Consider the following 23,557-nt stretch of genomic DNA (forward strand, 5'->3'; position numbering starts at 1 on the left):
ACTGTTGCACCAATCCAAAAACCGTGCAACAAATGTTTCATGCCCGAGCCCGCGAAATCCTCGCCGCTGAGCGAACTGCGCATCGCGTTGCCATCGCTGCCGATGCGGCTGCAGGAAGTCGGGCGCTTCGTCGCTGCCAACGATTACGACGCCACCACTCGATCAATGCGCGACCTCGCTGCGGTTGCCGGCGCCGATCCCGCCGCGTTCACACGCCTCGCCAAGGCGATCGGCTATTCCGGCTGGGACGAATTGCGCGCCGCGCTGACGGAGGCGCGGCGTCCCTCGCAGATCGCGCCCTTCTCCGGCCGCACCAGAAGCCGCCGGCCCGGTCCGAATGCCGATATCGCACTCGTCACCGACAAGCTCGAGGCCGAGGCCGCGGGCCTTCCGCGCATCTCCGCCCAGCCGATTGCGGAGGCCGCCCGCGCCTTGCATGAGGCCAAGCGGATCTGGATTGCAGGCTATCGCAGCTGCCGCAGCGTCGCCGAACTCTTGAACTACGAGCTGCGGCTATTCCGCCCCGAACACGTGCAGCTTATCGGCGTGTCCGGCCCGGACGATCTCGATCTCGGCGCCTTCCGCCGCGGCGAAGCTGTCATCGTCATCGGCTTCCTGCCCTACACCCATGCGAGCGTCCGCGTCGCGCAAGCCGCCCATCACAGCGGCGCAACGCTGATTGCCATCGCGGACAGCGTCTCGGCACCGATGGCCGAAGGAGCCGACCACGTCCTGCTGTTCGAGGCCGCCTCCTCGCCCGGCTTCTTCCCGAGTCTCACCGGCGCGATCGCGATCGCACAATCGCTGGCGGCGGTGACGTTCGCGCTCGGCGGCGTCGCCGCGAAGAAGCGCCTGGAGCATACCGAGGCCCGGCTCGCTGCCGCCTCCACCTACGTTTTGGAGAAAGGTTGACCATGCCCCCCCGCACCAGCCGCGTGCTGCACCGCTCGTTGCGCGAGACGCCGCCCAAGGCGATCGGCGGCGAAGGCGTCTATCTCTTCGCGGAGAACGGACGGCGCGTGCTCGACGCCTCCGGCGGCGCGGCGGTTTCCTGTCTCGGCCACCAGCATCCACGCGTGATCGCGGCGATGGCAAAGCAGGCCTCGACGCTGGCCTATTCGCACACCGCCTTCTTCTCGTCCGAGCCTGCCGAAGCTCTCGCCGAGACGCTGGTCGGCCATGAACCCGGCGGCCTCGCCTATGCCTATTTCGTCAGCGGCGGATCGGAGGCGATCGAAGCCAGCATCAAGCTTGCGCGGCAATATTTCATCGAGCGCGGCGAGCCGCAGCGTCAGCATTTCATTGCGCGGCGACAGAGCTACCACGGCAACACGCTGGGCGCGCTGGCCGCCGGCGGCAACGCCTGGCGGCGCGCGCCCTATGCGCCGCTGCTGTCGGCCGCCTTCAGCCACGTGACACCGGCCTTTGCCTATCACGAAAAGCGCGATGGTGAATCCGATACGCAATTCGTGGCGAGGCTTGCGGCGGAGCTCGAAGCGGAGTTTCAGCGGCTCGGTCCCAACACCGTCGCGGCGTTCCTTGCCGAGCCCGTCGTCGGCGCCACCGCCGGCGCGGTGACGGCCCCGGACGGCTACTTCAGGGCGGTGCGCGAGATCTGCGACCGGCACGGCGCGCTGCTCATCCTCGACGAGGTCATGTGCGGCATGGGCCGCACCGGCACCACGCACGCCTGGGAGCAGGAAGGCGTCGCGCCCGACATCCAAGCGATCGCAAAGGGGCTCGGCGGCGGCTATCAGCCGATCGGGGCGATGCTCGCGAGCGGCAAGATCATCGACACCATCCGCGCCGGCTCGGGCGCGTTCCAGCACGGCCACACTTATCTGGCACATCCCCTCGCCTGCGCAGCCGCACTGGCGGTGCAGGAGGTGATCCGCGAAGACGGCCTGCTCGACCGCGTGAAGGAGCGCGGCAGGCAGCTCGAGCAGCGCCTGACCGAGCGCTTCGGCAATCACCGCCATGTCGGCGATATCAGGGGCCGCGGCCTGTTCTGGGCGATCGAGCTGGTCGCCGATCGCGCCAGCCGCACCTCGTTCGATCCCGCGCTCAAGCTTAATCAGAAGATCAAGGCGGAGGCGTTCGCCAACGGGCTCGGCTGCTATCCCGGCGGCGGCACCGTGGACGGCATGCGCGGCGACCATGTGCTGCTGGCGCCGCCCTATATCGCGTCAGCCGACGAAATCGATCTGATCGTCGACAAGCTCGGCACAGCCGTCGACAACGTATTGCGTAGTGTCAATCACTGAGGGTAATAGCATGATGAGGAAAGTGGTTATCGCGGCGGGTGTGCTCGCTGCATCGACAGTTGTCGCATCCGCCGCGACGCTGGACACGGTGAAGAGCCGCGGCACGCTCATATGCGGCGTCAGCGCCGGCTTTGCCGGCTTCTCCGCGCCGGACTCGCAAGGCAATTACAAGGGCCTCGACGTCGACTATTGCCGCGCCCTCGCAGCCGGCGTGCTCGGCGATGCGACGAAAGTAAAGTACGTCTCCCTGACCGCGCAGAACCGCTTCACCGCGCTTCAATCCGGCGAGATCGACGTGCTCTACCGCAACTCGACCCAGACTTACTTGCGCGGTGTAACGCTCGGCCTGCGCCAGGGCCCGATCAACTTCTACGACGGCCAGGGCTTTGTGGTGAAGAAGGACCTCGGCGTCAAGGAGATCAAGGACCTGAAGGGCGCCACCGTCTGTGTCGCGCAGGGCACCACGCATGAGGTCACGCTCGGCGATTACGGTCGCGCCAACGGCATCGACTGGAAGCCGCTGGTGTTTGACCGCATCGACACCATGTACCAAACGTTCTTCGGCGGCCGCTGTGACGCCATGACCCAGGATGCCTCCGCGCTCGCGGGCGCGGTGACGACGGCTGCGCCGAACGCGGCCGACTACGTCGTGCTGCCGCAAACCATCAGCAAGGAGCCGCTCGGGCCCTTCACCCGCAACGGCGACGAGGTCTGGAGCGACATCATCACCTGGCTGCATTACGGCCTGATCGAGGCCGAGGAGCTCGGCGTCACGCAAGGCAATGTCGACGAAATGGCGAAGTCTCAGACTCCTGCGATCCAGCGGCTGCTGGGCGCCTCCGGCGACCTCGGCTCGCGGCTTGGGCTCGACAACAAATGGCTGGTCACCGCGCTCAAGGCCACCGGCAATTACGGCGAGATCTACGAACGCAATGTTGGCAAGGCTAGCCCGCTCAAGCTCGACCGCGGCCTCAACGGCCTCTGGAGCAAGGGCGGCTTGATGTACGCGGTGCCGTTCAAGTAAACGTCTCACGTGTCCCGGACGCGCTGCGGCGTGCAACGCCGCTGCGCGGAGCCGGGACCCAGGAGGCCAACGGCTTCCGATGTCAAAGAATGGGCCCCGGCTCAGCAGCGCACCGCTTCGTGCTGCGCTGCATCCGGGGCACGAGACCGACCAGGTAGTTATTGAATGACGACGCCCCCCCGCATCGCCCTGATCCACGCCCTCAAGCATTCCATCGCGCCGATCGAAGCGTCGTTCGCCAAGGCTTGGCCGGAGGCGCGGCTGATGAACCTGCTCGACGACAGCCTGTCGGCGGACTTGGCCCGCGACGGCGTGCTCAACGACGCCATGACCGAGCGCTTCCTTGCGCTCGGCGATTATGCGGCGGCGACGGAGGCGAACGGGATCCTGTTCACCTGCTCGGCTTTCGGCCCATGCATCGAGGCGGTGGCGCGCGCGCATGCGCCAATGCCGGTGCTCAAGCCGAACGAAGCCATGATCGCGCGCGCCGTGACGATGGGCAAGCGGATCGGCCTGCTCTCGACCTTCCCGCCGACGCTGGTCTCGATGCCGCCGGAGTTTCCGGTCTCGGTCCAGGTGGTGCCGAAACTTGCAGAGGGTGCGCTGGCCGCACTCGACCGCGGCGACCGCGCCACGCATGACCGGCTGATCGTGAAGGCATCAAAGGACCTGCGCGATTGCGACGTCATTGCCCTCGCACAGTTCAGCATCGCTTCGACAGCGCAGCTGGTTGGGGAAGCTACCGGCCGTCCCGTCGTCACGACGCCTGACAGCGCGGTCGAGAAGTTGATGGCGCTGCTGGAGGCGAAAGCTTAGGCCCCGGGCTTTTTTGGCCGCCGCGCGCCCTTGATCGCGGCCGCGAGCGCGGCTTTCGTTTCGCTGACAAAATCCTCGACCAGTTCTTCGCGCGTCGCATGCGCGGCCTCACCGGTAAACAGGCCCTGCTCGGCCAGCATCACCACACCGTGCAGCGCCGCCCAGATCTTAAGTGCCTGCCGCTCGCGCAATAACCCGACCGCAGGCGCTTCCAGCGCGTCGATCACGAGTGCAAACGTCTCGCGCGTCGCCTCGTGCAGTTCGCTGCCCTTGGCGGCATAGGACACCGTGCGCGAGGCGAACATCAGACGGTAGATACCGTTGCGACGCAGGCCGAAATCGAGTGTGGCCTGCGCCAGCCGCGACAGTTTCGACTGCTCCGACGGCTTGGCCATTGCATCGCGCAGGATCGCGCTGAGCTGCCGGAACGCCTCCGCCGTCACCGCTGCAAGCAAGGCCTCGCGATCGGCGAAATGACGATAGGGCGCCGGCTGCGAGACGCCGAGTTGCTTGGCCAGCGCCTTGATGCTGATCGCCTCGGCCCCGCCGTGCTCAGCCTCGCGCAGCGCAGCCCTGATCAGGGCCTCGCGGAGATCGCCGTGGTGGTAGGTCTTCTCTGGCTTGCGGGCAAGTTGTGAGCGCATGTTGCGCGCGAGCCTATAAGTTTGCGCTTGACAGGGGAAGCCTGTCGCGAATGTAATATACTATAACTTTGAAAAAGGCGGCAGCGTGCCGCTGACAAAATCTATCAAGAGGAACGCGCCGTCCTTCGGGGCCTGCGCACACGACCGGGGAAGCCGCATGACAGAGCGACTGAGGGTTCACGTCGATCCCGACAAATGCCAGGGCCACGCGCGCTGCAAGGCGCTCGCGCCGGAATTGTTCGAACTCGACGAATACGGCAACGCCCACGAAGCCGGCGACGGCACGGTCCCGCCGGGTCTCGAGGACAAAGCCTGGCTTGCGAAATCCAACTGCCCCGAAATCGCGATCGATGTGATCGAGGAGTAGCACGGCCTCTGACGCCACGCATCCTATCAGCGAATACGAGCCAAGGGATTCCCGCCATGTCCGACGCCAGTCTGCCCGCCGCCCATCCGCCCGTCACCGACTGGGTTCATGATTTCGATCATACCGATCCGCAATGGACCGAGGATCCCTTCCCGATCTGGGAGGAACTGCGCGCCGCAAGCCCGGTGGTGCACACCGAGCGTTTCCTCGGCTGCTACATGCCGACAACCTATGAAGCCGTGCGCGAGATCGCCAACGATACCGAGCATTTCTCCTCGCGCCGCATCATCGTGCGCGACGTCCGTCCCGAGGTCGCGAGGAATGCCGCGCCGCCGATCACTTCGGATCCGCCCGTGCACAAGCCGGCCAAACAGCTCTTGCTGCCGCCCTTCACGCCCGATGCGATGAAGAAGCTGGAGCCGCGGATGCGCGCGATCTGCAACGAGCTGATCGACGGCTTCATCGCGGACGGCAAGGTCGACGCCGCCGCGCGCTACGCCAAGTATATCCCGGTTCGGGCCATCGCCCACATGCTCGGCATCCCCGAGAGCGACAGCGATCTCTTCATCAACTGGATCCACATGATCCTGGAACTCGGCATCAAGGACGAGAGCAAGCTGCTCCAGGCCGTGCAGGAAATGAGCGCCTATTTCAGGACGCATATCGAGGAGCGAAGATCGAAGCCGACCGACGATCTGATCTCCTATTTGATGAATGCCCGGGACAAGGATGGCCAGCCGCTGGAAGAGTCCCACGTCCTGGGCTCGCTGCGCCTGCTCCTGATCGCCGGCATCGACACAACTTGGAGCGCGATCGGCTCCTCGCTCTGGCACCTTGCGAAGACGCCGGGCGACCGCGAGCGACTGATCGCCGAACCCGGGTTGATCCCGACCGCCGTGGAGGAACTTCTGCGCGCTTATTCTCCGGTGACGATGGCCCGCGAGGTGGTCAAGGAGACCACGATCTCGGGCTGCCCAGTCAAGGCGGGCAACATGGTGCTGCTGTCCTTCCCGGCCGCAAATCGCGACCCCGCGATGTTTCCAGATGCTGACAAAGTCGTGATCGACCGTCGCGAAAACCGGCATGCCGCCTTCGGCCTCGGTATTCACCGCTGTGTCGGTTCCAACCTGGCGCGCATGGAGATGCAGGTAGCGCTGGAGGAGTGGCTCAAGCGCATCCCGGATTTCCGGCTCGACCCGGCAGGCACGGTGGCTTGGTCACAGGGAACGGTGCGCGGCCCCCGCCAGTTGCCATTCTTGCTCGGAAAGGCGATGTAGGCCTTTCCAGACAACGGAGAGGCCGGACGTGACTGACCAAGCAACCCAACCGGCCTCCGACCACATCGACATCGCCGACGCCAGGCGGCGAATCAAGGCGATCTTCATCGGCTCCATCGGCAATCTCGTCGAGTGGTACGACTTCTACGCCTACACTGCGTTTGCGCTCTATTTCGCTCCCGCGTTCTTTCCCGGCAACGACCCCGTCGTGCAGCAGTTGAACGTCGCCGTGGTGTTCGCGGCGACCTTCCTGATGCGTCCGCTGGGCGGCTGGCTGTTCGGTTACATCGCCGATCATTACGGACGACGCATTTCGCTGACGCTCTCGGTCGTCTTCATGTGCTTCGGCTCACTGATCATCGCGCTGACGCCGACCTATGCCACGATCGGCTTCGCCGCGCCGGTCATCCTGGCGCTCGCACGCGTCATCGAAGGCCTCAGCCTCGGCGGCGAATATGGCGCCAGCGCCACCTATCTCAGCGAGGTCGCCGACCCAAAGCACCGCGGCTTCTATTCGAGCTTTCAATACGTCACCTTGATCGGCGGCCAGCTCACCGCGATCATCGTGCTGCTGCTCCTGCAAAAGGTGTTCCTGACGCCCGAGGAACTGAGGGCATGGGGCTGGCGCATCCCGTTTGCGATCGGCGCGGCGCTCGCGATCTTTGCCGCGGTGATGCGGCGCGGCCTGCACGAGACGGAAGCGTTCGAGGAAGCCAGGAAGGTGGTGAAGCCGACCGGTTCGATCACCAATTTGCTGCGGTATCCGCGCGAGCTCTTGCTGGTCGTCGGCCTCACTGCCGGCGGCACCGCGGCGTTCTACACCTTCACCACCTATATGCAGACCTTCGTCAAGCTTTCAGTCGGACTGACGGAAGACCAGACCACATTCGTGATCTTCGGCACGTTGATTTTCGCGACTATCCTGCAGCCGATCTACGGCGCGATCTCCGACAAGATCGGGCGCAAGCCGCTCTTGATCTTCTTCGGTGTCGCTGGCACGCTCGCGACGGTGCCGCTGTTGATGACGCTGAAGGAGACCAAGTCACCCTTCGTCGCGTTCTTCCTGATCTGCTGTGCCTGGCTGTTCGTCGCCGGTTACACCTCGATCAACGCGGTGGTGAAGGCCGAACTGTTCCCGACCAATGTGCGCGCGCTCGGCGTCGGCCTGCCCTACGCCATCACGGTGTCCGTTTTCGGCGGCACGGCGCCGGCGATCGCGCTCTATTTCAAGAGCATAGGGCACGAGGAATGGTTCTATTTCTACCTCAGCGGCATCATCTGCCTGTCTCTGGTAATCTATGCTACCATGCGCGACACCAAGCATACTTCGGCAATGCATCGGCACGAGTAGACCATGGCGGACGAGACACCATCCGACAGCAAGCTGACGCGCAGCAAGGAGAAATGGGCGCGCGAGGGCCGCTTTCTCACTGGAAAGATCACGCGCCTGGAGGGCCAGAGATTGCCGCCCGGCCAGCACCTCACCAAGGACTGGCCGGTGCTCGATCTCGGGGTGGTGCCGCCGGTGTCGCGCGACCGCTGGCGGCTCGACGTCTACGGCGCGGTCGAAAATCCCGTGTTCTGGACCTTCGCCGAATTCACCGCGCAGAAGCAGGCGCGGTTCACCTCAGACATCCATTGCGTCACCACATGGTCGCGCTACGACAATGAGTGGGAAGGCCTCGCTACGCGCGAGCTGCTCGCGGCCTGCCAGCCGCGCGAGGATGCACGCTTCGTGACGTTGCATTCCCATGACGGCTACACCACCAACCTCGCGCTGGAAGACTTTGCCGCCGAGGATGCGCTGCTCGCCCATAGCTGGTCCGGCCAGCCGCTGACGGCGGAGCATGGCGGCCCGGTGCGGCTGGTCGTGCCGCATCTCTATTTCTGGAAGAGCGCGAAGTGGCTCCAGTCCATCGAATTCCGCACCGAGGACGCGCCGGGCTTTTGGGAAGTCCGCGGCTATCATAACCGCGGCGATCCCTGGGCCGAGCAGCGCTATTCAGACGATTAGAGTTCAAGCAGCAACGGGGGAAGCCCATGCCGACGGAACGCTTTCAATTCACGGGCGAAGGCGGCCATCAGCTTGCAGCCGCGCTGGAGCTGCCGGATGGCGAGCCCGCGGCCTACGCGCTGTTTGCGCACTGCTTCACCTGCGGCAAGGACACGCTCGCGGCCAAGCGCATCTCGGTCGCGCTGGCCACCAAGGGCATCGCGGTGCTGCGCTTCGACTTCACGGGGCTCGGCTCGAGCGAGGGCGATTTTGCCAATTCGACGTTTTCGTCCAACGTGGCCGATCTCGTGCGCGCAGCCGACCATCTGCGCGACGCCCGCAAGGCACCGTCGCTCCTGATCGGCCACAGCCTCGGCGGCGCCGCGATCCTCGCAGCCGCCGGCAGAATTCCCGACGCCACGGCTGTCGTGACCATCGCGGCCCCGTCCGATCCGGCGCATGTCACCGGCCTCTTCAGGGAGCATATCGACAACATCCGCGCACAAGGCGAGGTCGAAGTCTCGCTGGCAGGACGCCCATTCCGGATCAAACGGGAATTCCTCGACGACGTGGCCGAGCACGAACTGATGAAAGACATCACCGGCCTGCACAAGGCGCTGCTGATCATGCAGTCGCCGGTCGACGACACCGTCGGGATCGACAATGCGACGAAGATCTTCGTTGCGGCAAAGCACCCCAAGAGCTTCGTCTCGCTGGACCATGCCGATCATCTGCTCGCCAAGCCCGCTGACGCGCTCTATGCCGCCGACATGATCGCGGCCTGGGCCAGCCGCTATATCGACACGGCGCGACGGTCGAAGACGATGGAGCTCCCGGACGAGCCGCGGAAGGTCGTGGTGCAGGAAACCCGCAAGAGCAAATTCAACCAGATGATCACCGTCGGGCCGCATCGCCTTGTGGCGGACGAGCCTGTGTCAGCCGGCGGCGCGGACGCCGGCCCCGGGCCCTACGATCTCCTGCTCGCCGGCCTCGGCGCGTGTACCTCCATGACCATGCGGCTCTATGCCGACCGCAAGTCGCTGCCGCTCGATCGCGTCACGGTCACGCTGAAGCACTCGAAAATCTATGCCAAGGATTGCGAGGAGTGCGAGACGCGGGAGGGCATGCTCGACCAGATCGAGCGCGATATCGCAATCGACGGCGCGCTGGATGCCGAGCAGCGCAAGAAGCTGATGGAGATCGCCGACAAGTGCCCGGTGCACCGGACATTGACGTCGGAAATCCGCATCGTGACGAAGGCCGTGGACTAGCTCAAGCGGCCGGCGAACCAGCCCCGGCTGGCTTGAGCGGCTGAACCCGCAGCACACCACGCAAACCTGCGGTCGTGCCAAGCAGGATGCCGGCGAGCGCGACGAACGAGCCCAGCGCCAAGGTCGACACGCCCGTGAGCCCCTGCCCGATCGAGCAGCCGAACGCCATCACGCCACCGATGCCCATCAGCGCGGCGCCGCTGCCCGAGCGCAGCATGTGGCGCGGCGAGGAATAGCCTTCAAGCTTGAAGCGGCCCGTGGCGAGTGCGGTGATCAGGCTGCCGGCGAAGACTCCGGCGACCGTCGCAACGCCGAAATTGAGCGTCAGGCCGGTCGAGAGCATGGCATATTGCAGGCTGTCGGCGATCGGCGCGATGAACGTGAGCGAGGTCACCGGCACCGGATTGAACTCATCGGCACCGAGATAGCCGGTGACGAACCAGCCGGCGGCGACAAGCAGGCCGACAATAATTCCTGCCGCGATCTGGCCCGGCGAGCGCCGGAACACCGGATGCGCGAATGCAAACAGGGTCAGCACGACGACGAGCACGGCGGCAGCCAGCGCACGCGAAAGCGCTTCGGTTGGGCCAAGCCTCGCCAGCAGCAACGGCAGTGAGTTAACGCTGACGGTGGTTTGCGACGCCCCAACCAGCGCGATGCGCGCCGGTGCGATCAGACCCTTGATCGTCATCTGCGCGGCGATGGCGAGCACGGTCACGACGACGAAGGAACGAAGATTGCCGCGGCCAAGCAGCACCAGCGCACGCGAGCCGCAGCCGTTCGACAGCACCATGCCGTAGCCGAACAGCAGGCCGCCGAGGAACAGCACCGGCACCGAAAACGTCTGCTGCAAGTAGATCGACTTGCCCAAATCGACCATGCCGTTGCCCGCAAGGAACTGGCTGGCGGCGATCGCAACCGCGATCGCCAGCGCATAGGTCCGCACCAGCCGCCGGTCTCCCTCCGCAAGCCAGCCGCGCATGCTGCTCATCAGGCAAAAGCCGCTGAGCAGGCCGACGGCGCCGTAGACAACGCCGATGGCGAGGCCGGCGACAATGACGGGTGCTGCGGACGCGTCCATGATTACGGCTTCAGGACCACGCGATCCCGCGAGGAGCCGGCGACCGCAACATACGCCTCCTTGGCGCGCTCGAGCGGATAGACGGCATTCGCCTTGATCGGGAAAGGCTTTAGCTGCCCGCTCGCAAAGCCCGGGCCGAGATCGCGCAGCACCGCGCCTGTCGCGGCCGACGACAGGCCGAGCGTGTCGATGCCGACATAGGTGTGCTGGCCCCGATAGAACTCGAGAATGTTGAACTGCACGATGCGGTCGATCGCGGCGATCAGGATCTGGCGGCCGCGCAAGGCGAGCGATTTGTGCGCGGCCTGGAAATACGGATCGCCGACCGTGTTGAAGACGATGTCGGCGCCCTTGCCGCCGGTCAATTCGCGCACGCGCGTGGCGACGTCGGTCGCGGACGCGTCGATCACCTCGATGGGGCCATTGGTGTGGCCTTCGTAGGCTTCCGCCTTGCGCACCACGCCGATGACGCGCGCGCCCTGCCAGGTCGCGATCTGCACCGCGGCCTGACCAACCTTGCCATTGACGCCGAACACCAGGACGGCCTCACCGCTCTTCGGCACGCCCGCACGACGAAAACCCTCCATCGCGGTGACGAAGGGCACGCCGATGCCGGCGGCCTCCTCCCACGACACGGACTGAGGCTTCTCGACGACAGCATCGGCCTCGACGACGAGATGGGTAGCATGGGTGCCGTCGCGGCGGATGCCGAGATCGCCGGAAGAGCCGAACACCTCGCGGCCAATGGTGCCGGCCGGTCCCTCGATCACCACGCCGGCATAGTCCCGGCCCGGTGTGCGCGGGAATACGGCATAGGGCATCAACCCGGTCGCTGCCTTGACGTCGGAGGGATTGACGGCGGCCGCCCTCACCTCGATCAGGACATCGTTCGGACCGCGCGTCAGCGTATGACGCTCGACCACCGGCGCAACCGCAGCCGCGTTCTCGGCCTTGGCGTTGAGGCGCACGCAGCGTGCTTCGACGGCTTTTGGATTGCCTGGCGACATGAAAAGACCCGCGATTTCTCGCGGGCCTTGTCGCCTTTGGGGAGACCCAAGTCAATCGGTCGAATCAATCCTTGGGCCGCTTGTCGTAAAGGCGTTTCGCCTTGCCGAGCGAGCGTTCCAGCGTGGCGGGCGGTACCACCTGCACCCTGGAGCTGATGCCGATGGTGTTCTTGATGTGGGTCGAAACCCTATCGGCATGGTCGAGCAGACCGCGGCCATCCCAGCTTTCGGATCGCGCCTCCGCGATGATGGTGAGCTCGTCCATGCGGCCTTCGCGGGTCAGTTCCAGAATGAAGTGGCCGCCGCACCAATCGGTCGCGAGCAGCACCTCCTCGATCTGGGTCGGGAACAGGTTGACACCACGCAGGATGATCATGTCATCGGAACGCCCGGTCACCTTCTCCATGCGACGCATGCCCGGACGTGCCGTGCCCGGCAGCAGCCGCGTCAGGTCGCGGGTGCGATAGCGGATCACGGGAAAGGCTTCCTTGGTGAGCGACGTGAAGACCAACTCACCCTTCTCGCCGTCGGGCAGCACCGCACCCGTTTCAGGGTCGATCACCTCGGGGTAGAAATGGTCCTCCCAGATGTGCAGGCCATCTTTGGTCTCGATGCATTCCTGCGCGACGCCGGGACCGATGACCTCGGAAAGGCCGTAGATGTCGGTCGCGTCCATGTCGAACGCGTCCTCGATCTCCCCGCGCATCGCATTGGTCCAGGGTTCGGCCCCGAAGATGCCGACCTTGAGCGAGCATTGGCGCGGATCGAGCTTCTGCCGCTTGAACTCGTCCAGGATCGCCAGCATGTAGCTCGGCGTCACCGTGATGATATCAGGCCTGAAATCGTTGATGAGCTGCACCTGCCGCTCGGTCATGCCGCCCGAGATCGGCACCACTGTGCAGCCGAGCTTTTCGGCGCCGTAATGCACGCCAAGCCCACCGGTGAAGAGACCATAGCCATAGGCGTTGTGGATGATCATGCCGGTGCGGCCGCCGGCGGCGCGGATCGAGCGTGCCATCACGTCCGACCACATATCGATATCACGCTGCGTGTAGCCCACCACGATCGGCTTGCCGGTCGTGCCGGAGGACGCATGCACGCGCACCAGCTTTTCGCGTGGCACGGCAAACATGTTGAAGGGATAATTATCGCGCAGATCCGTTTTTACCGTGAACGGAACTTTTGCGAGATCGGAGAGCTCGCGAAAATCCGACGGATGCACGCCGGCCTCGTCGAAGGCCTTGCGATAATGCGCGACGTTGTCATAGGCGTGCTTCAGCGACCAGGCCAGCCGCTGCTTCTGCAGCGACATGATCTCGTCGCGCGAGGCGCGCTCATGCGCGTCCATCTCGGCGCTATAGGCGTTGCCGCCTTCCTTGAGCTTCGTCACAGCCATCTTCGTTTCCCACCATTGATTTGTACTTTTCTTATTGTCTATTTGTCTTGCGTCGGCAGCCAGGTACCGGGAATGACACGCGAGTGCCCGCGGAATTCCGCGATGACGGTCTCGCCTGAGGTAACACGAACGTCGTAGATGCCGGAGCGGCCACCGCGCGTGACCTCGCGTGCCTTCGCAACAAGGCGGTCGCCGAGCTTGCCCGGCTTGATGAAGGTGATCTGGCCTTGCGCCGCGACCACGCGTTCATTGTGCGAGTTGCAGGCGAAAGCGAACGCGGAATCGGCGAGCGTGAAAATGAAACCACCGTGGGCAATACGCTGGCCGTTGACCATGTCCGGCCGCACATTCATGGCGAGCGTTGCAAAGCCGGGGCCGATCTCGACGATCTCCATGCCGAGTCCCTTGGAGGCATCGTCCTCCGCCCACATCGCCTCAGCGCAGGCGCGGGCAATATCCTCCGGCGACAGGGCAGCTTTGACGTTCACACGCTTCTCCCGGCGAGATGTTTGCCCATGATGTTGTGCTGGTTGGCGGAAACTGTCAAATAATGCGACGCATTTGCATTGGCGGGACCTGATACGCCTGCTCAGACGTGGTCGTAATCGACGACGATCCGCTCCGACGACGGCTTGGCCTGGCAAGTCAGGACGAACCCGGCCTTCAGTTCCCACGGCTCCAGCGAATAGTTGATGTCCATCGGCGCTTGTCCTTCGACCAGCTTGGCGCGGCAGGTCGAGCACATGCCGCCCTTGCAGGCGAAGGGCAGGTCGACGCCGGCGCGCAACGCAGCATCGAGGATCGCCTCGTCCTCGGCCACCGGAACGTCGCGACGCTTGCCGTCGATGATCAGCGAGGCGATCGCCTTCGGCGGCGCGTCGGGCGCAACCGCCTTCTTCGGCCGCGGCTTGCCGCCGAATTCGGAGACGAAGCGCTCGACGTGGATGCGGTCTTCCGCGATGCCAAGCTCGCGGCAGGTTGTCTCGATGTCCTCGCTCATGCCGAGGGGTCCGCAAACATAGACATGATCGACACTGCTCGCCGGCACCAGCGAGCGCAGCAGCACCCTCACCTTGTCGCCGTCGAGCCGGCCATGCAGGATCGGGATGTCCTGCTCCTCGCCCGAGATGACATGGAAGATCGAGAGGCGATCGATGAAGCGATCCTTCAGCTCCTCAAGCGCTTCGAGGAACATGATGTTGTCGGTGGTGCGGTTGCCGTAGAACAGGAAGAACCGGCTGCCCGGCTCCCGCGCCAGAGTGCCCTTGACGATCGACAGGATCGGCGTGATGCCGGAGCCTGCGGCAAAGCCGACATGGATCCGCCCCGTGTCCGCCGGCGCGACCGCGCCGAAGCGGCCGGTCGGCGTCATCACGTCGAGTTCGTCGCCGCATTTGAGTTCATCGGCGGCCCAGTTCGAAAACGCACCGCCATCAATTTTCTTCACCGCGATGCGGATCTCGCCATCGTCGGGGCCGGAGCAGATCGAATAGGAGCGGCGCACCTCTTCACCGTCCAGCGTCGTGCGGAGCGTGAGATATTGGCCAGGTGTGAAGGCATAGTCGCGCGCGAGTTCGCCAGGGATGGCGAAGGTCATCGAAACGGCGTCGGCCGCCTCGCGGCGAAGGTCGTTGACGGCCAGGCGGTGGAATCGGGGTGCGGCTGCCGACATGGTCAATGACACTTGAAATAATCGAAGGGTTCGCGGCAGGACTTACAACGCCACAGCGCCTTGCAGGAGGTCGAGCCGAATTCGGACAGCAACTCGGTGTTCTCGGAGCCGCATTGCGGGCAGGCGACAGCCTGGACGCCGAACAGCGCCCGGCGGGAGCTCGATGCCTGCGGCGGCGCGATGCCGTAGGCGCGCAACTTCTGCCGGCCCTCCTCGCTCATCCAGTCGGTGGTCCAGGCCGGCGACAGCACGGTGCGGACCTTTGAGCCACGGAAGCCGGCGCGCTCCAGCGCCAGCTCGATCTCCAGCGCGATCATGTTCATCGCCGGGCAGCCGGAATAGGTCGGCGTGATCGCGACTTCGACATGATCGCCATCGAGGGCGACGTCGCGTAGCACGCCGAGATCGGCAATGCTCAGCACCGGAATCTCGGGATCGACGACGCTCGCCGCGGCGTCCCATGCGCGCTGGCGTAGCGCGGTATTGTCATCGAGCACCGTCACCATGTCAGCCCCGGGAAGGTGCGCTGCATCGATTGCAGCTCGGACAGGAGATGGCCGAGATGCTCGCTGTGCCGGCCCGCGCGGCCGCCCTGCTGCATCCAGTCGTTCTGCGGCAGCATCAGCGTGGCCTCGCGGGCGACATCGGACAACGTCTGCAACCAGCGACCACGCAAGGGCCCGGGATCGACGGCGATACCGGCATGGATCAGCGCGCGCTCGCCGTCATCGACGGCAAACATCTCGCCGGTAAAGGACCAGAGGTGATCGATCGCCGCTTGCGCGCGGGCATGGCTCTCATCGGTACCGTCGCCGAGCCGGATGAGCCACTCCGAGGCGTGGCGCAGATGATAGGCGCTCTCCTTCTCCGACTTGGCGGCAATGGCCGCAAGCGTCGCATCGCGCGAACTCATCATCGCGCGCCAGTAAAGGTCGGCGAAAGCCGAATAGAAAAACTGCCGCACCAGCGTCTGGGCAAAATCACCGTTCGGCTGCTCCACCAGCAGCAAATTGCGATATTGCCTGACGTCGCGCAGATAAGCGAGCTTGTCCTCGTCGTTGTCCTTCCCCTCGACCTTGCTCGCATAGGTATAGAGCTCGCGCGCCTGACCGATCAGATCGAGCGCGATGTTGGAAAGCGCCATGTCTTCTTCCAGCATCGGCGCATGCCCGCACCATTCCGACAGCCGGTGGCCGAGGATCAGCGCATCGTCGGCACGGCGCAGCGCGTAGAGCACCAGCGGCGTTTCGGAGACCTCGATGTTGGCGGTCGCCATCACATGTGCCCCACTTCCTCGGGCACCTCGTAGAAGGTCGGATGCCGGTAGACCTTCGATTCCGCCGGCTCGAACATCATGCCCTTCTCAGCAGGATCGCTGGCGGTGATCGCGCTCGACGGTACCACCCAGATCGAGAGACCCTCGCCGCGGCGAGTATAGATGTCGCGGGCGGCCTGCAGAGCCATGGTGGCGTCACTCGCATGCAGCGACCCCACATGCTTGTGCGCGAGCCCGTTACGACTGCGAATGAAAACTTCCCACAGCGGCGTGTTCGGCGTGGCCATGTCGATCTCCCTATTCCGCAGCTTGTGCAGTCTGGCGATGCGCGCGCTTCGCCGCATAGGCGGCGGCGGCTTCACGTACCCAGGCGCCGTCCTCGTGCGCCTTGCGGCGCGCGGCCATGCGGTCGCGATTGCAGGGGCCATTACCGGCAAGCACCTGCTTGAATTCGGTCCAGTCGATCTCGCTGTAGCGCCAGTGCCCTTCGGCGTCCTGAGTCATCCCGGGATCGGGAATGGTGAGGCCGAGATATTGCGCTTGCGGAACCGTGGCATCGACGAACTTCTGGCGCAGCTCGTCATTGGAGAAGCGCTTGATCTTCCACTTGGTCGAGGTGTCGCTGTGCTGGCTTGTTGCATCGGGCGGGCCGAACATCATCAGCACCGGCCACCACCACCGGTTCAGCGAATCCTGCGCCATCGCCTTCTGCTCGTCCGAGCCGCGACACAGCGTCAGCATGATCTCGTAACCCTGACGCTGGTGAAACGATTCCTCCTTGCACACCCGGATCATCGCGCGGGCATAGGGGCCGTAGGAGCAGCGGCACAGCGGGATCTGGTTCATGATCGCGGCACCGTCGACCAGCCAGCCGATGGTGCCGATGTCAGCCCAGGTCAGCGTCGGATAGTTGAAGATCGAGGAATACTTGGCCTTGCCCGCGAGCATGGCATCGACCAGCTCTTCGCGCGACGAGCCGAGCGTCTCGGCGGCGGCGTAGAGATAGAGCCCGTGGCCGCACTCGTCCTGCACCTTGGCAAGCAGCGCAGCCTTTCGGCGCAGGGTCGGCGCACGAGTGATCCAATTGCCCTCCGGCAGCATGCCGACAATCTCGGAATGGGCGTGCTGGGAGATCTGGCGGGTGAGCGTTTTACGATAGGCCGCCGGCATCCAGTCGTTCGGCTCGATGCGTTCCTCGGCATCAATCCGGGCCTGGAATTGCGCAGCCTTGGCCGCGTCCTCAAGACCGCGATCATCGGTCTCGGCCGTGTTCAGCGCCTGAGTATACATGCGCATCCTCCCATTTATTGGGAGACAATATATAACAAGAAATAAGTCATGCAAGATATTTCTGTAACATGAAATCAGCCGCCGAACCTCCTTTCCAGGAGCTTGCGCGCAGGAGGCAAGGGTCCCGCTTTGTTGGTTCCATGCCCATCAAGCCATTGTTCGGAGGAAGGAAGCAGCGCGCGATAGATTTCGCCGCAGAGCTCCCGCGCCGCCCTGCCCGGCCAGTCCGCCGGCAACAGGCTTTCAGGCAGCAGCGGATCGCGCAGCACGACCCGGCGGTAGTGGTGGATCAGGAGGATGCGCGCGGTGAAGGCCTCGGCCTCGGACAAATCGGTGCCGCGTTCGATCGCGGCGCGGAGCGGCTCGAACGTCTTCATGAATTTCAGATAGGCGTCCGCCGTGCGCTCCAGCGGCCAGCTCGCACTGAGCAGGCGGCGACCGCTATCATCCTCCGCCGAGACTTCGAGACGGATCGCGCCTGCGGCCTCGTCCGGCACCGGGACACCCGACGGTGCGACCCACACGCCCGGCAGCGGGCTGCCGAAGCCGGCGTTGCGGAGCGCTTCGCGCGAGGCGTCACGGTCCTCGCCAATGCTGATCAGCAGCAGTTCGAATCGCCCGGTCCAGTCGGATGGCGGCGGATCGTAGATGTGGCGCGTGGCAGCCTCGAACGTCTGGTGGCCCTTGTCGGCCAGCCGATAAAAGCTGTTGCGGCCGACCTTTTCGCGCGTCAGCCAGCCATCGGCCGCAAGGCGCGACATCGCGGTGCGAACGACGCCGCTGTCGATGTCCAGACTCTCGAAGAACTTCAGCAGCGTGCCGAGCCACACCACACCGCCACGCGGCACGATGGCATCGCCGAACACGGTGATGACGATCGAGCCGGTGCGCGACGGCTCGCGCTTGAGCTGGTCAATGATGCGGGAGAGCGGATGCGCCATGCGCGAGGCATAGCGCGTTTGCTGCGGGCGCGACAATGGACGGGTGCGACATCGCCTCTTCTCCCCGTTTGCGGGCAGGGAAAAGCGAAGCGACTACCGATGCGGATCGGGATACGCCAGGCTGCGCCAGCCGCTGCGGTCGAAGGGGCGCCACTGACCTTCCTTCTGCGCGAGGCGGTCCGCGACCGCATAGACTACGGCCGGATGGTGCCCCATGCCGCAATGGCTGCTCTCGACCTCGATGCTCTCGGTCTGCGCGCCCGTCTTTTCCATGCAGCCCTGCCAGGCGCAGACGCCGTCGGTGCGGCTGAATATCGCCGTGGTCGGGACCGGCGGCGGAGCAGCGAGTTCGCCGCCGAACTCGGGATCGACCTCGTCTGACTTCTGCCCACTCGCCCATTCGTAAACGCGCCAGGCATTGGTCGAGCGGGGATTGCCGGCAAAAGGACTACCGAGCGTAATCACCTGACGCACGCGCTCCGGCATCATCTTGGCGAGCTGACGCGCATAGAGGCCACCAAGGCTCCAGCCGACAAGGCTGATCGTACGGCCATGGGTGTCGTTGAGCTCCTGGACCAGATCGACCATCGCATGCTGCACACCGTCACGCAGGCCGTAATTGCGGCCCTGGCGCCAGCCACTCACCGCGTAGCCTTTGCTGCCCAGAAACGTGCGCAGCGCGCGCGTGGAGGCGTCGGACGCCACGAGGCCCGGCAGCACGAGCACCGGATGCCCGTCGCCACGCGGCGCAAGACTCAGCAGCGGCAGTGCGCCGAGGAACGCGCCGAACTCATGGATCGCACGCCCCTCCAGAAACATCAGAGTTTTGGACGGCGCACGCAGGGTCTGGGCAGTAGCGGTCATCACTGTTTCCCTGAGCAGGGCCGGTCGAGAGCCGGCAAAAATGGGGATGAATTTCCAACACGCCGGCTTCTGGATCGTTCCGCAGCGCAACATGAATCAGCTAGACGGCCGGTTCCCGACATTCAAGCGGGAGAGTCGCAGGGCGACAATAGGCTCCCACGTTAATGCTAACGGCCGTGACGCAAAAGTCACAGCAATCGAAGCAGGAATTCTACGGAGTAGAGCGCTAGTCCGGCGAGGCCGCCGATCAGCGAGCCGTTGAAGCGGATGTATTGCAGGTCACGCCCGATGTTGATTTCGATCAGCGAAATCAACTGCGTCATATTCCACGCCTTGACCTGATCTGAGATTAATATCGAAACGCCGCTTTTCTGGTCGGCGACGAAGCTGCGCAGCACCGCGACCAGCCCCTTGTTGATCTCGCCGCGCAGCTCGACATCACCGGCGAGGGCTTCTCCGGCAGCGACGAACATTCCGGCAAGATGATGCTGAAGCACCTGTGTCTCGCCGCTCGCGCTGCGCTCGATGAAGGAGCGCGTGTTGGCCCAAACGGTGCGAGCGAGATCGGCGAGCTCCGGCCGCGCCAACAGGTCGCGCTTCAAGCCGTCGATCCGGTCGATATAGGCCTGGTCAGTGCCGAGCCGATCGACGAAGCTCAGCACCATGCGGTCGAACTCGCCGCGGAACGGATGCTTGGGATCGCTGCGTACCTCGTTGAAGAAGGCGGTTGCGGACGCCACGATCTTGTTCACCAGAAACTTGTCGGCGCGATAAAGCCTGAGCAGGGTCGGCAACTCCGCGCGCACCTTCTCGCGGATCATCCCCATCGTCTCTGTCTGGTTCAGTGTCTCGTGCATCACGCGCAGGAGATCGTCGAACAGAATCTGGTGGCGCCCTTCCGCCACGAAGCCGCGCAGCGTGCCGGCCGCAAGCGGCGCAAGATCGATCGCCTGCAGTTGCGAAGACATGCGGCGAATGATGAAGGTCATGAGGCCCGAGCTCTCGGTCGCCGAGACGGCTTCCGGCAACAAACGGAGCGCGAAGCGCGCCAGATCATCGCTGCGCTTGCGATCGCGCAGCCAGTCGGCGACGAAGGAGCCGAAATCGATTTCCTTCAGCTTGGCCTCGACGGGTTCTGCCGAGAGGAAATGCACCTGGATGAACTCGCCAAGCTTGTCGGCGATGCGGGCCTGGTTGCTCTGGATAATCGCGGTATGCGGGATCGGCAGGCCGAGCGGCCGCTTGAACAGCGCGACCACGGCATACCAATCGGCGAGGCCGCCGATGGTCGCCGCTTCCGCAAAGGCCGCGATGAAGCCGAACACGGGATGCACGGGCAGCAGCCATTTCGCAACGACGAACAGCGCGAGCGTCGAAGCCAGCACCAGCGTCGCCAGCGCCTTGACGCGGCGTAACTCGGCGGCGCGTTCGGCATCGCCGGGGGTGTCGAAGGAGAAGGCGGCTGATGAACTCATGACTGCATCACAGTACTCCGTGATTGCGAGCGAAGCGAAGCAATCCAGAGTCTTTCCACGGAGAGACTCTGGATTGCTTCGTCGCAAGAGCTGCTCGCAATCACGGCTGCGGCGGTGCAGAAACAAAAGGCCCGCCGAAGCGGGCCTCAAATTCAATTAACTCAGGCGCCGGATCAGGCGGTCTTGTTGTAGACCTTGGCAAAATTGTCCTGAGCGGACTTGGCACTGTTGGCCGCGAGCTGACCGACATAGTCAGCGGTCGCCTTGGCCCGCGAGACGAACACCTCGCCGCGGGAGCGGAGCAGGCTCGACTGGATCTCGACGGCCTCGCTGAACGACTTGGCGGACGCGAGCTTGTCGATGCCGGCAAAGAACGCCTGGGCATCGTCGTAAAGCGCCTGCTGGATGTTGCGGCTGATCTTGCCGGCCTCGGTGACGGATTCGGTCACAGCGTTCTCGACGGCGGCGGTCACCCGCTCGGAGCCGGCAAACACCTCGGCAGCACGATCCTTGGCAGTGTTGGCGGACTTCTTGACGAACTCGCGGGCAACCTCGGGAACTTCCAGGTTCTGGATGTTCTTGAAAGCGTCCTTGAAGCCCTCGAAAGCGGTGTTGGTTTCAGTGGTCATGGGGTTTCTCCATCCTCATTGCTTTGAGCTATGGGCTCACCCCGTCCGCATTGGCCCGGGGCACCTCCTATATGGCATAGTTAATGGTGCACTGCAACATTCATATTGCACCGCGATATCACGATTTCGTGAACAGCCTTATCAGGAGGCAATCTGGCGCCTCGCTGGTCGCCCGGTCGGTCCGAACCTAGTGCTGGACGGCGCCAGGGAGCCCGTACGCCTCCATCTGGGCCTGGACCTGCGCAATGTTGTGGCCGAGCACGACGATGTCGTGGGTTTTGCCGTCGACGTCCCGGACGTGGTCCCTCAGCAGCGCTTCTGCCTTGAAGCCGAGGCTCTCGAAAACGGCGATCGCAGCCTGCTGGTCGACCGTCATCTGGACCGAGAGTTTTTCCAGGCCCGCGCCGAGCGCGAGCGCGAAGGTCTCCTGCGACAGCGCCCGACCCACCCCCTTCCCGCGAACGTCGAGCGAGACCACCATGCGGATCTCGCCGACATGGGGCGACCACGAGTGCGGATCGCGCACCAGCGTGCCGCAGCCGACCACCTTGCCGTCCTTGACCGCAAGCAGGCTCGTGATCGCGCCCCGCTCGATCTCCTTGACCCAGGCCGACAGCACCTTCGGCTCGCTGATGTTGCGCGGAAGAAACAACAAATCGTGGGTTGGCAGCCCTTTGCCGAAGGCGAGCACCGCGGCTTCGTCCGCGGGCGACATCAGGCGAATCTCGATATCGCCGGCGTCGGTCTTGACGTGGCGCGGATAGGAACGCTGCTCGCTCATGTCGATCTCTTTCCCAGCCAGGAATCCAGTTTCGGCCACAAGCGCTTTACGGCGTTGGCACCGGCGACGAGCGAGACGTGACCGCCCTTCAGCATCACCTCTTCCTTGTCCGCAGATCCAATCTTAGCGACCAGGTGCTTGGCGGCCTCATACGGCACGATGTGGTCGTGCTCGGCGACCGCGTGCAGGAACGGCACCTTGATATCTTCGAGCTTGGCGGCGCGGCCGCCGACCAACATGGTGTCGTTGAACAGCTTGTTGTCCCACATCAGGTCTTTGGTGATGGTGCGAAAATACTCGCCGGCCAGCGGCAGCGTGTCGGTCGCCCAGCGGTCGAACATGCGGTAGGACTTGACGAACTCGTCGTTCCAGATGTTCTCCCAGAGCTGAATTTGGCTTACGGTGCGCGAAGCCGGACGCAGCATCTCGAACGAAGACAGGATCATCTCCGGCGGCACGTTGCCGACACTGTCGACGAGGCGGTCGACGTCGAAATAGCGACGGTCGGAGAAATTCGAGAATAGCTTCATCTCGCGGAAGTCGATCGGCGTGGTGAAGCAGATCAGATTCTTCATCGGCCCGTCCTTGTGGATCGCGCCATAGAGCAGCGACAGCACGCCGCCGAAGCAATAGCCGATCACGGAGACGTCCTGCTCGCCGGAATCGGCTTGCACCCGACGAACGCAGTCCGGGATGAAGTCGAGGACATAGTCCTCCATCCGCAGGCTCTTCTCTTCCGGACGCGGCGCGCTCCAGTCGAGCATGTAGACGTCGTATCCGCGCTTGAGCAGGAACTCGATGAAGCTCTGGCCGGGAACGAGGTCGAGAATGTAGCCTCGGTTGGTGGTCGCCATCACGATCAGCACCGGGATGCGATAGATTTCGTCCGACATCGGCCGGTAATGATAGAGGCTCATCGTGCCGCGCGAATGCAACACGTCCTTGGGCGTCGAGCCCAGCGAAGGCCCGGAGGTCGAGAAATATTCGACACCCTTGATGCTGCGCTGGATGGCGCGCTGCACCTCGGACTGGATGCGCTCCGGGATGGATGCGAGATCAAGTCCTGCCGGCGCATTCATGTCGGATCTCCGTTCTCGGCGGGCGGTCGCCTGGTCCGCGGCGGCCGCGGCGTTCCGTCGAAACCTTGCGAGAGTCCGGAATTTGCCGCCATCTGGCTCAGCATCGATTTGATCTCGCCGATCTGCGCTTCGACGGACTGGAGCCGTTCCGCAAGACCCGTGACTTGCTCCCGGCTCGGCAGGTTCATCGTGACGAGATATTTCTCCATGAGCTCGCCGAGCTGCTTCTGAGCACCTGCAGCAACTCCGCCCGCGCGGTTCATCGCCTGTGAAAACTCGGGCGACGACATGGCCTGGTTGGCAAAGGAGTTGAACCCCTTCTCCATCTCGCCAACCATCTTCTGCCACATGGCAACGGGGTCATTGGTCTTGTCGGTCATCGGCGTCCTCCTGAAATCGAGAGCTGCGAT

Annotated in this window: 26 protein-coding genes; 9 read left to right on the forward strand and 17 right to left on the reverse strand. The window is 64.2% G+C overall.

Features of this window, described 5'->3' with window-relative positions:
• Window positions 1–39 precede the first annotated feature (39 nt).
• From JQ580_RS19305 to JQ580_RS19320, 4 genes are all read left to right on the forward strand, one after another.
• Window positions 40–912 carry a MurR/RpiR family transcriptional regulator gene (locus tag JQ580_RS19305; RefSeq protein WP_212281769.1) on the forward strand — a complete coding sequence of 291 codons (873 nt, stop codon included), beginning with the start codon at window positions 40–42 and terminating at the stop codon, window positions 910–912.
• A 2-nt stretch (window positions 913–914) separates the two neighbouring features.
• A complete protein-coding gene (locus tag JQ580_RS19310; protein ID WP_212282107.1) occupies window positions 915–2,264 on the forward strand; it encodes an aspartate aminotransferase family protein in 1,350 nt (449 codons plus the stop codon).
• 10 nt (window positions 2,265–2,274) lie between these two features.
• Window positions 2,275–3,288 (forward strand): amino acid ABC transporter substrate-binding protein, encoded by a 1,014-nt coding sequence (locus JQ580_RS19315; RefSeq protein ID WP_212281771.1) that lies wholly within the window; start codon window positions 2,275–2,277, stop codon window positions 3,286–3,288.
• Window positions 3,289–3,453: 165 nt separating this feature from the next.
• Window positions 3,454–4,104 (forward strand): aspartate/glutamate racemase family protein, encoded by a 651-nt coding sequence (locus JQ580_RS19320; RefSeq protein WP_212281772.1) that lies wholly within the window; start codon window positions 3,454–3,456, stop codon window positions 4,102–4,104.
• Here JQ580_RS19320 and JQ580_RS19325 read toward each other — a convergent pair.
• A complete protein-coding gene (locus JQ580_RS19325) occupies window positions 4,101–4,748 on the reverse strand; it encodes a TetR/AcrR family transcriptional regulator (protein ID WP_212281774.1) in 648 nt (215 codons plus the stop codon). The two genes, JQ580_RS19320 and JQ580_RS19325, sit on opposite strands and share 4 nt — an antisense overlap.
• A gap of 157 nt (window positions 4,749–4,905) precedes the next feature.
• Between JQ580_RS19325 and JQ580_RS19330 the strand changes: the two genes are divergently transcribed.
• The 5 genes from JQ580_RS19330 to JQ580_RS19350 are packed head-to-tail and all read left to right on the forward strand — an operon-like array spanning window position 4,906 to window position 9,656.
• Window positions 4,906–5,115, forward strand: coding sequence for a ferredoxin (locus JQ580_RS19330; protein WP_007607931.1), 210 nt, complete (start codon window positions 4,906–4,908; stop codon window positions 5,113–5,115).
• A gap of 56 nt (window positions 5,116–5,171) precedes the next feature.
• Window positions 5,172–6,392, forward strand: coding sequence for a cytochrome P450 (locus JQ580_RS19335; RefSeq protein WP_212281776.1), 1,221 nt, complete (start codon window positions 5,172–5,174; stop codon window positions 6,390–6,392).
• 28 nt (window positions 6,393–6,420) lie between these two features.
• Entirely contained in the window at window positions 6,421–7,743 is a 1,323-nt protein-coding gene (locus JQ580_RS19340; RefSeq protein WP_212281777.1) for an MFS transporter, read from the forward strand.
• 3 nt (window positions 7,744–7,746) lie between these two features.
• The gene (locus tag JQ580_RS19345; RefSeq protein ID WP_212281778.1) at window positions 7,747–8,406 is read left to right on the forward strand and encodes a sulfite oxidase-like oxidoreductase; all 660 of its coding nucleotides are present in this window, start codon (window positions 7,747–7,749) and stop codon (window positions 8,404–8,406) included.
• A 26-nt stretch (window positions 8,407–8,432) separates the two neighbouring features.
• Window positions 8,433–9,656 carry a bifunctional alpha/beta hydrolase/OsmC family protein gene (locus tag JQ580_RS19350; RefSeq protein WP_212281780.1) on the forward strand — a complete coding sequence of 408 codons (1,224 nt, stop codon included), beginning with the start codon at window positions 8,433–8,435 and terminating at the stop codon, window positions 9,654–9,656.
• 1 nt (window position 9,657) lies between these two features.
• On the opposite strand, the gene JQ580_RS19355 is transcribed toward JQ580_RS19350, so the two are convergent.
• From JQ580_RS19355 to JQ580_RS19430, 16 genes are all read right to left on the reverse strand, one after another.
• Entirely contained in the window at window positions 9,658–10,737 is a 1,080-nt protein-coding gene (locus JQ580_RS19355) for a YeeE/YedE family protein (RefSeq protein WP_212281782.1), read from the reverse strand.
• Between the two features lie 2 nt (window positions 10,738–10,739).
• Entirely contained in the window at window positions 10,740–11,744 is a 1,005-nt protein-coding gene (locus JQ580_RS19360; RefSeq protein WP_212281784.1) for a quinone oxidoreductase family protein, read from the reverse strand.
• Window positions 11,745–11,808: 64 nt separating this feature from the next.
• Window positions 11,809–13,140 (reverse strand): phenylacetate--CoA ligase PaaK, encoded by a 1,332-nt coding sequence (gene paaK / locus JQ580_RS19365; protein WP_212281795.1) that lies wholly within the window; start codon window positions 13,138–13,140, stop codon window positions 11,809–11,811.
• 38 nt (window positions 13,141–13,178) lie between these two features.
• A complete protein-coding gene (paaI, locus tag JQ580_RS19370) occupies window positions 13,179–13,628 on the reverse strand; it encodes a hydroxyphenylacetyl-CoA thioesterase PaaI (RefSeq protein WP_212281797.1) in 450 nt (149 codons plus the stop codon).
• Between the two features lie 101 nt (window positions 13,629–13,729).
• Entirely contained in the window at window positions 13,730–14,812 is a 1,083-nt protein-coding gene (gene paaE, locus JQ580_RS19375) for a 1,2-phenylacetyl-CoA epoxidase subunit PaaE (RefSeq protein ID WP_212281805.1), read from the reverse strand.
• Window positions 14,813–14,814: 2 nt separating this feature from the next.
• Window positions 14,815–15,318: a 1,2-phenylacetyl-CoA epoxidase subunit PaaD gene (gene paaD / locus JQ580_RS19380; RefSeq protein WP_212281813.1), complete on the reverse strand. Its 504-nt coding sequence runs from the start codon at window positions 15,316–15,318 to the stop codon at window positions 14,815–14,817.
• On the reverse strand, window positions 15,312–16,088 hold the full coding sequence (gene paaC, locus JQ580_RS19385) for a 1,2-phenylacetyl-CoA epoxidase subunit PaaC (RefSeq protein ID WP_212281822.1): 777 nt from the start codon (window positions 16,086–16,088) through the stop codon (window positions 15,312–15,314). Before paaC ends, paaD begins: the two co-directional genes overlap by 7 nt.
• Window positions 16,088–16,375 carry a 1,2-phenylacetyl-CoA epoxidase subunit PaaB gene (gene paaB, locus JQ580_RS19390; RefSeq protein ID WP_212281824.1) on the reverse strand — a complete coding sequence of 96 codons (288 nt, stop codon included), beginning with the start codon at window positions 16,373–16,375 and terminating at the stop codon, window positions 16,088–16,090. The genes paaC and paaB overlap by 1 nt, the downstream gene beginning before the upstream one ends.
• 10 nt (window positions 16,376–16,385) lie before the next feature.
• Window positions 16,386–17,378, reverse strand: a complete 993-nt coding sequence (paaA, locus tag JQ580_RS19395) for a 1,2-phenylacetyl-CoA epoxidase subunit PaaA (protein WP_212281826.1) — start codon at window positions 17,376–17,378, stop codon at window positions 16,386–16,388.
• A 74-nt stretch (window positions 17,379–17,452) separates the two neighbouring features.
• Window positions 17,453–18,319 carry a phenylacetic acid degradation operon negative regulatory protein PaaX gene (gene paaX / locus JQ580_RS19400; RefSeq protein WP_212281828.1) on the reverse strand — a complete coding sequence of 289 codons (867 nt, stop codon included), beginning with the start codon at window positions 18,317–18,319 and terminating at the stop codon, window positions 17,453–17,455.
• Between the two features lie 93 nt (window positions 18,320–18,412).
• Window positions 18,413–19,183 (reverse strand): esterase/lipase family protein, encoded by a 771-nt coding sequence (locus JQ580_RS19405; RefSeq protein WP_212281830.1) that lies wholly within the window; start codon window positions 19,181–19,183, stop codon window positions 18,413–18,415.
• Between the two features lie 188 nt (window positions 19,184–19,371).
• Window positions 19,372–20,658: a DUF445 domain-containing protein gene (locus JQ580_RS19410; RefSeq protein ID WP_212281832.1), complete on the reverse strand. Its 1,287-nt coding sequence runs from the start codon at window positions 20,656–20,658 to the stop codon at window positions 19,372–19,374.
• Window positions 20,659–20,831: 173 nt separating this feature from the next.
• A complete protein-coding gene (locus JQ580_RS19415) occupies window positions 20,832–21,287 on the reverse strand; it encodes a phasin (RefSeq protein WP_212281834.1) in 456 nt (151 codons plus the stop codon).
• Between the two features lie 187 nt (window positions 21,288–21,474).
• Window positions 21,475–22,068 carry a GNAT family N-acetyltransferase gene (locus JQ580_RS19420; protein WP_211382739.1) on the reverse strand — a complete coding sequence of 198 codons (594 nt, stop codon included), beginning with the start codon at window positions 22,066–22,068 and terminating at the stop codon, window positions 21,475–21,477.
• Window positions 22,065–23,147: a PHA/PHB synthase family protein gene (locus JQ580_RS19425; RefSeq protein ID WP_212281836.1), complete on the reverse strand. Its 1,083-nt coding sequence runs from the start codon at window positions 23,145–23,147 to the stop codon at window positions 22,065–22,067. Before JQ580_RS19425 ends, JQ580_RS19420 begins: the two co-directional genes overlap by 4 nt.
• Window positions 23,144–23,527 (reverse strand): hypothetical protein, encoded by a 384-nt coding sequence (locus JQ580_RS19430; protein WP_212281837.1) that lies wholly within the window; start codon window positions 23,525–23,527, stop codon window positions 23,144–23,146. The genes JQ580_RS19425 and JQ580_RS19430 overlap by 4 nt, the downstream gene beginning before the upstream one ends.
• Window positions 23,528–23,557: the final 30 nt, after the last annotated feature.

Origin of the sequence: Bradyrhizobium sp. SZCCT0148, from assembly GCF_018129985.1 — a bacterium.
In the GTDB taxonomy this organism is placed as follows: domain Bacteria; phylum Pseudomonadota; class Alphaproteobacteria; order Rhizobiales; family Xanthobacteraceae; genus Bradyrhizobium; species Bradyrhizobium japonicum_H.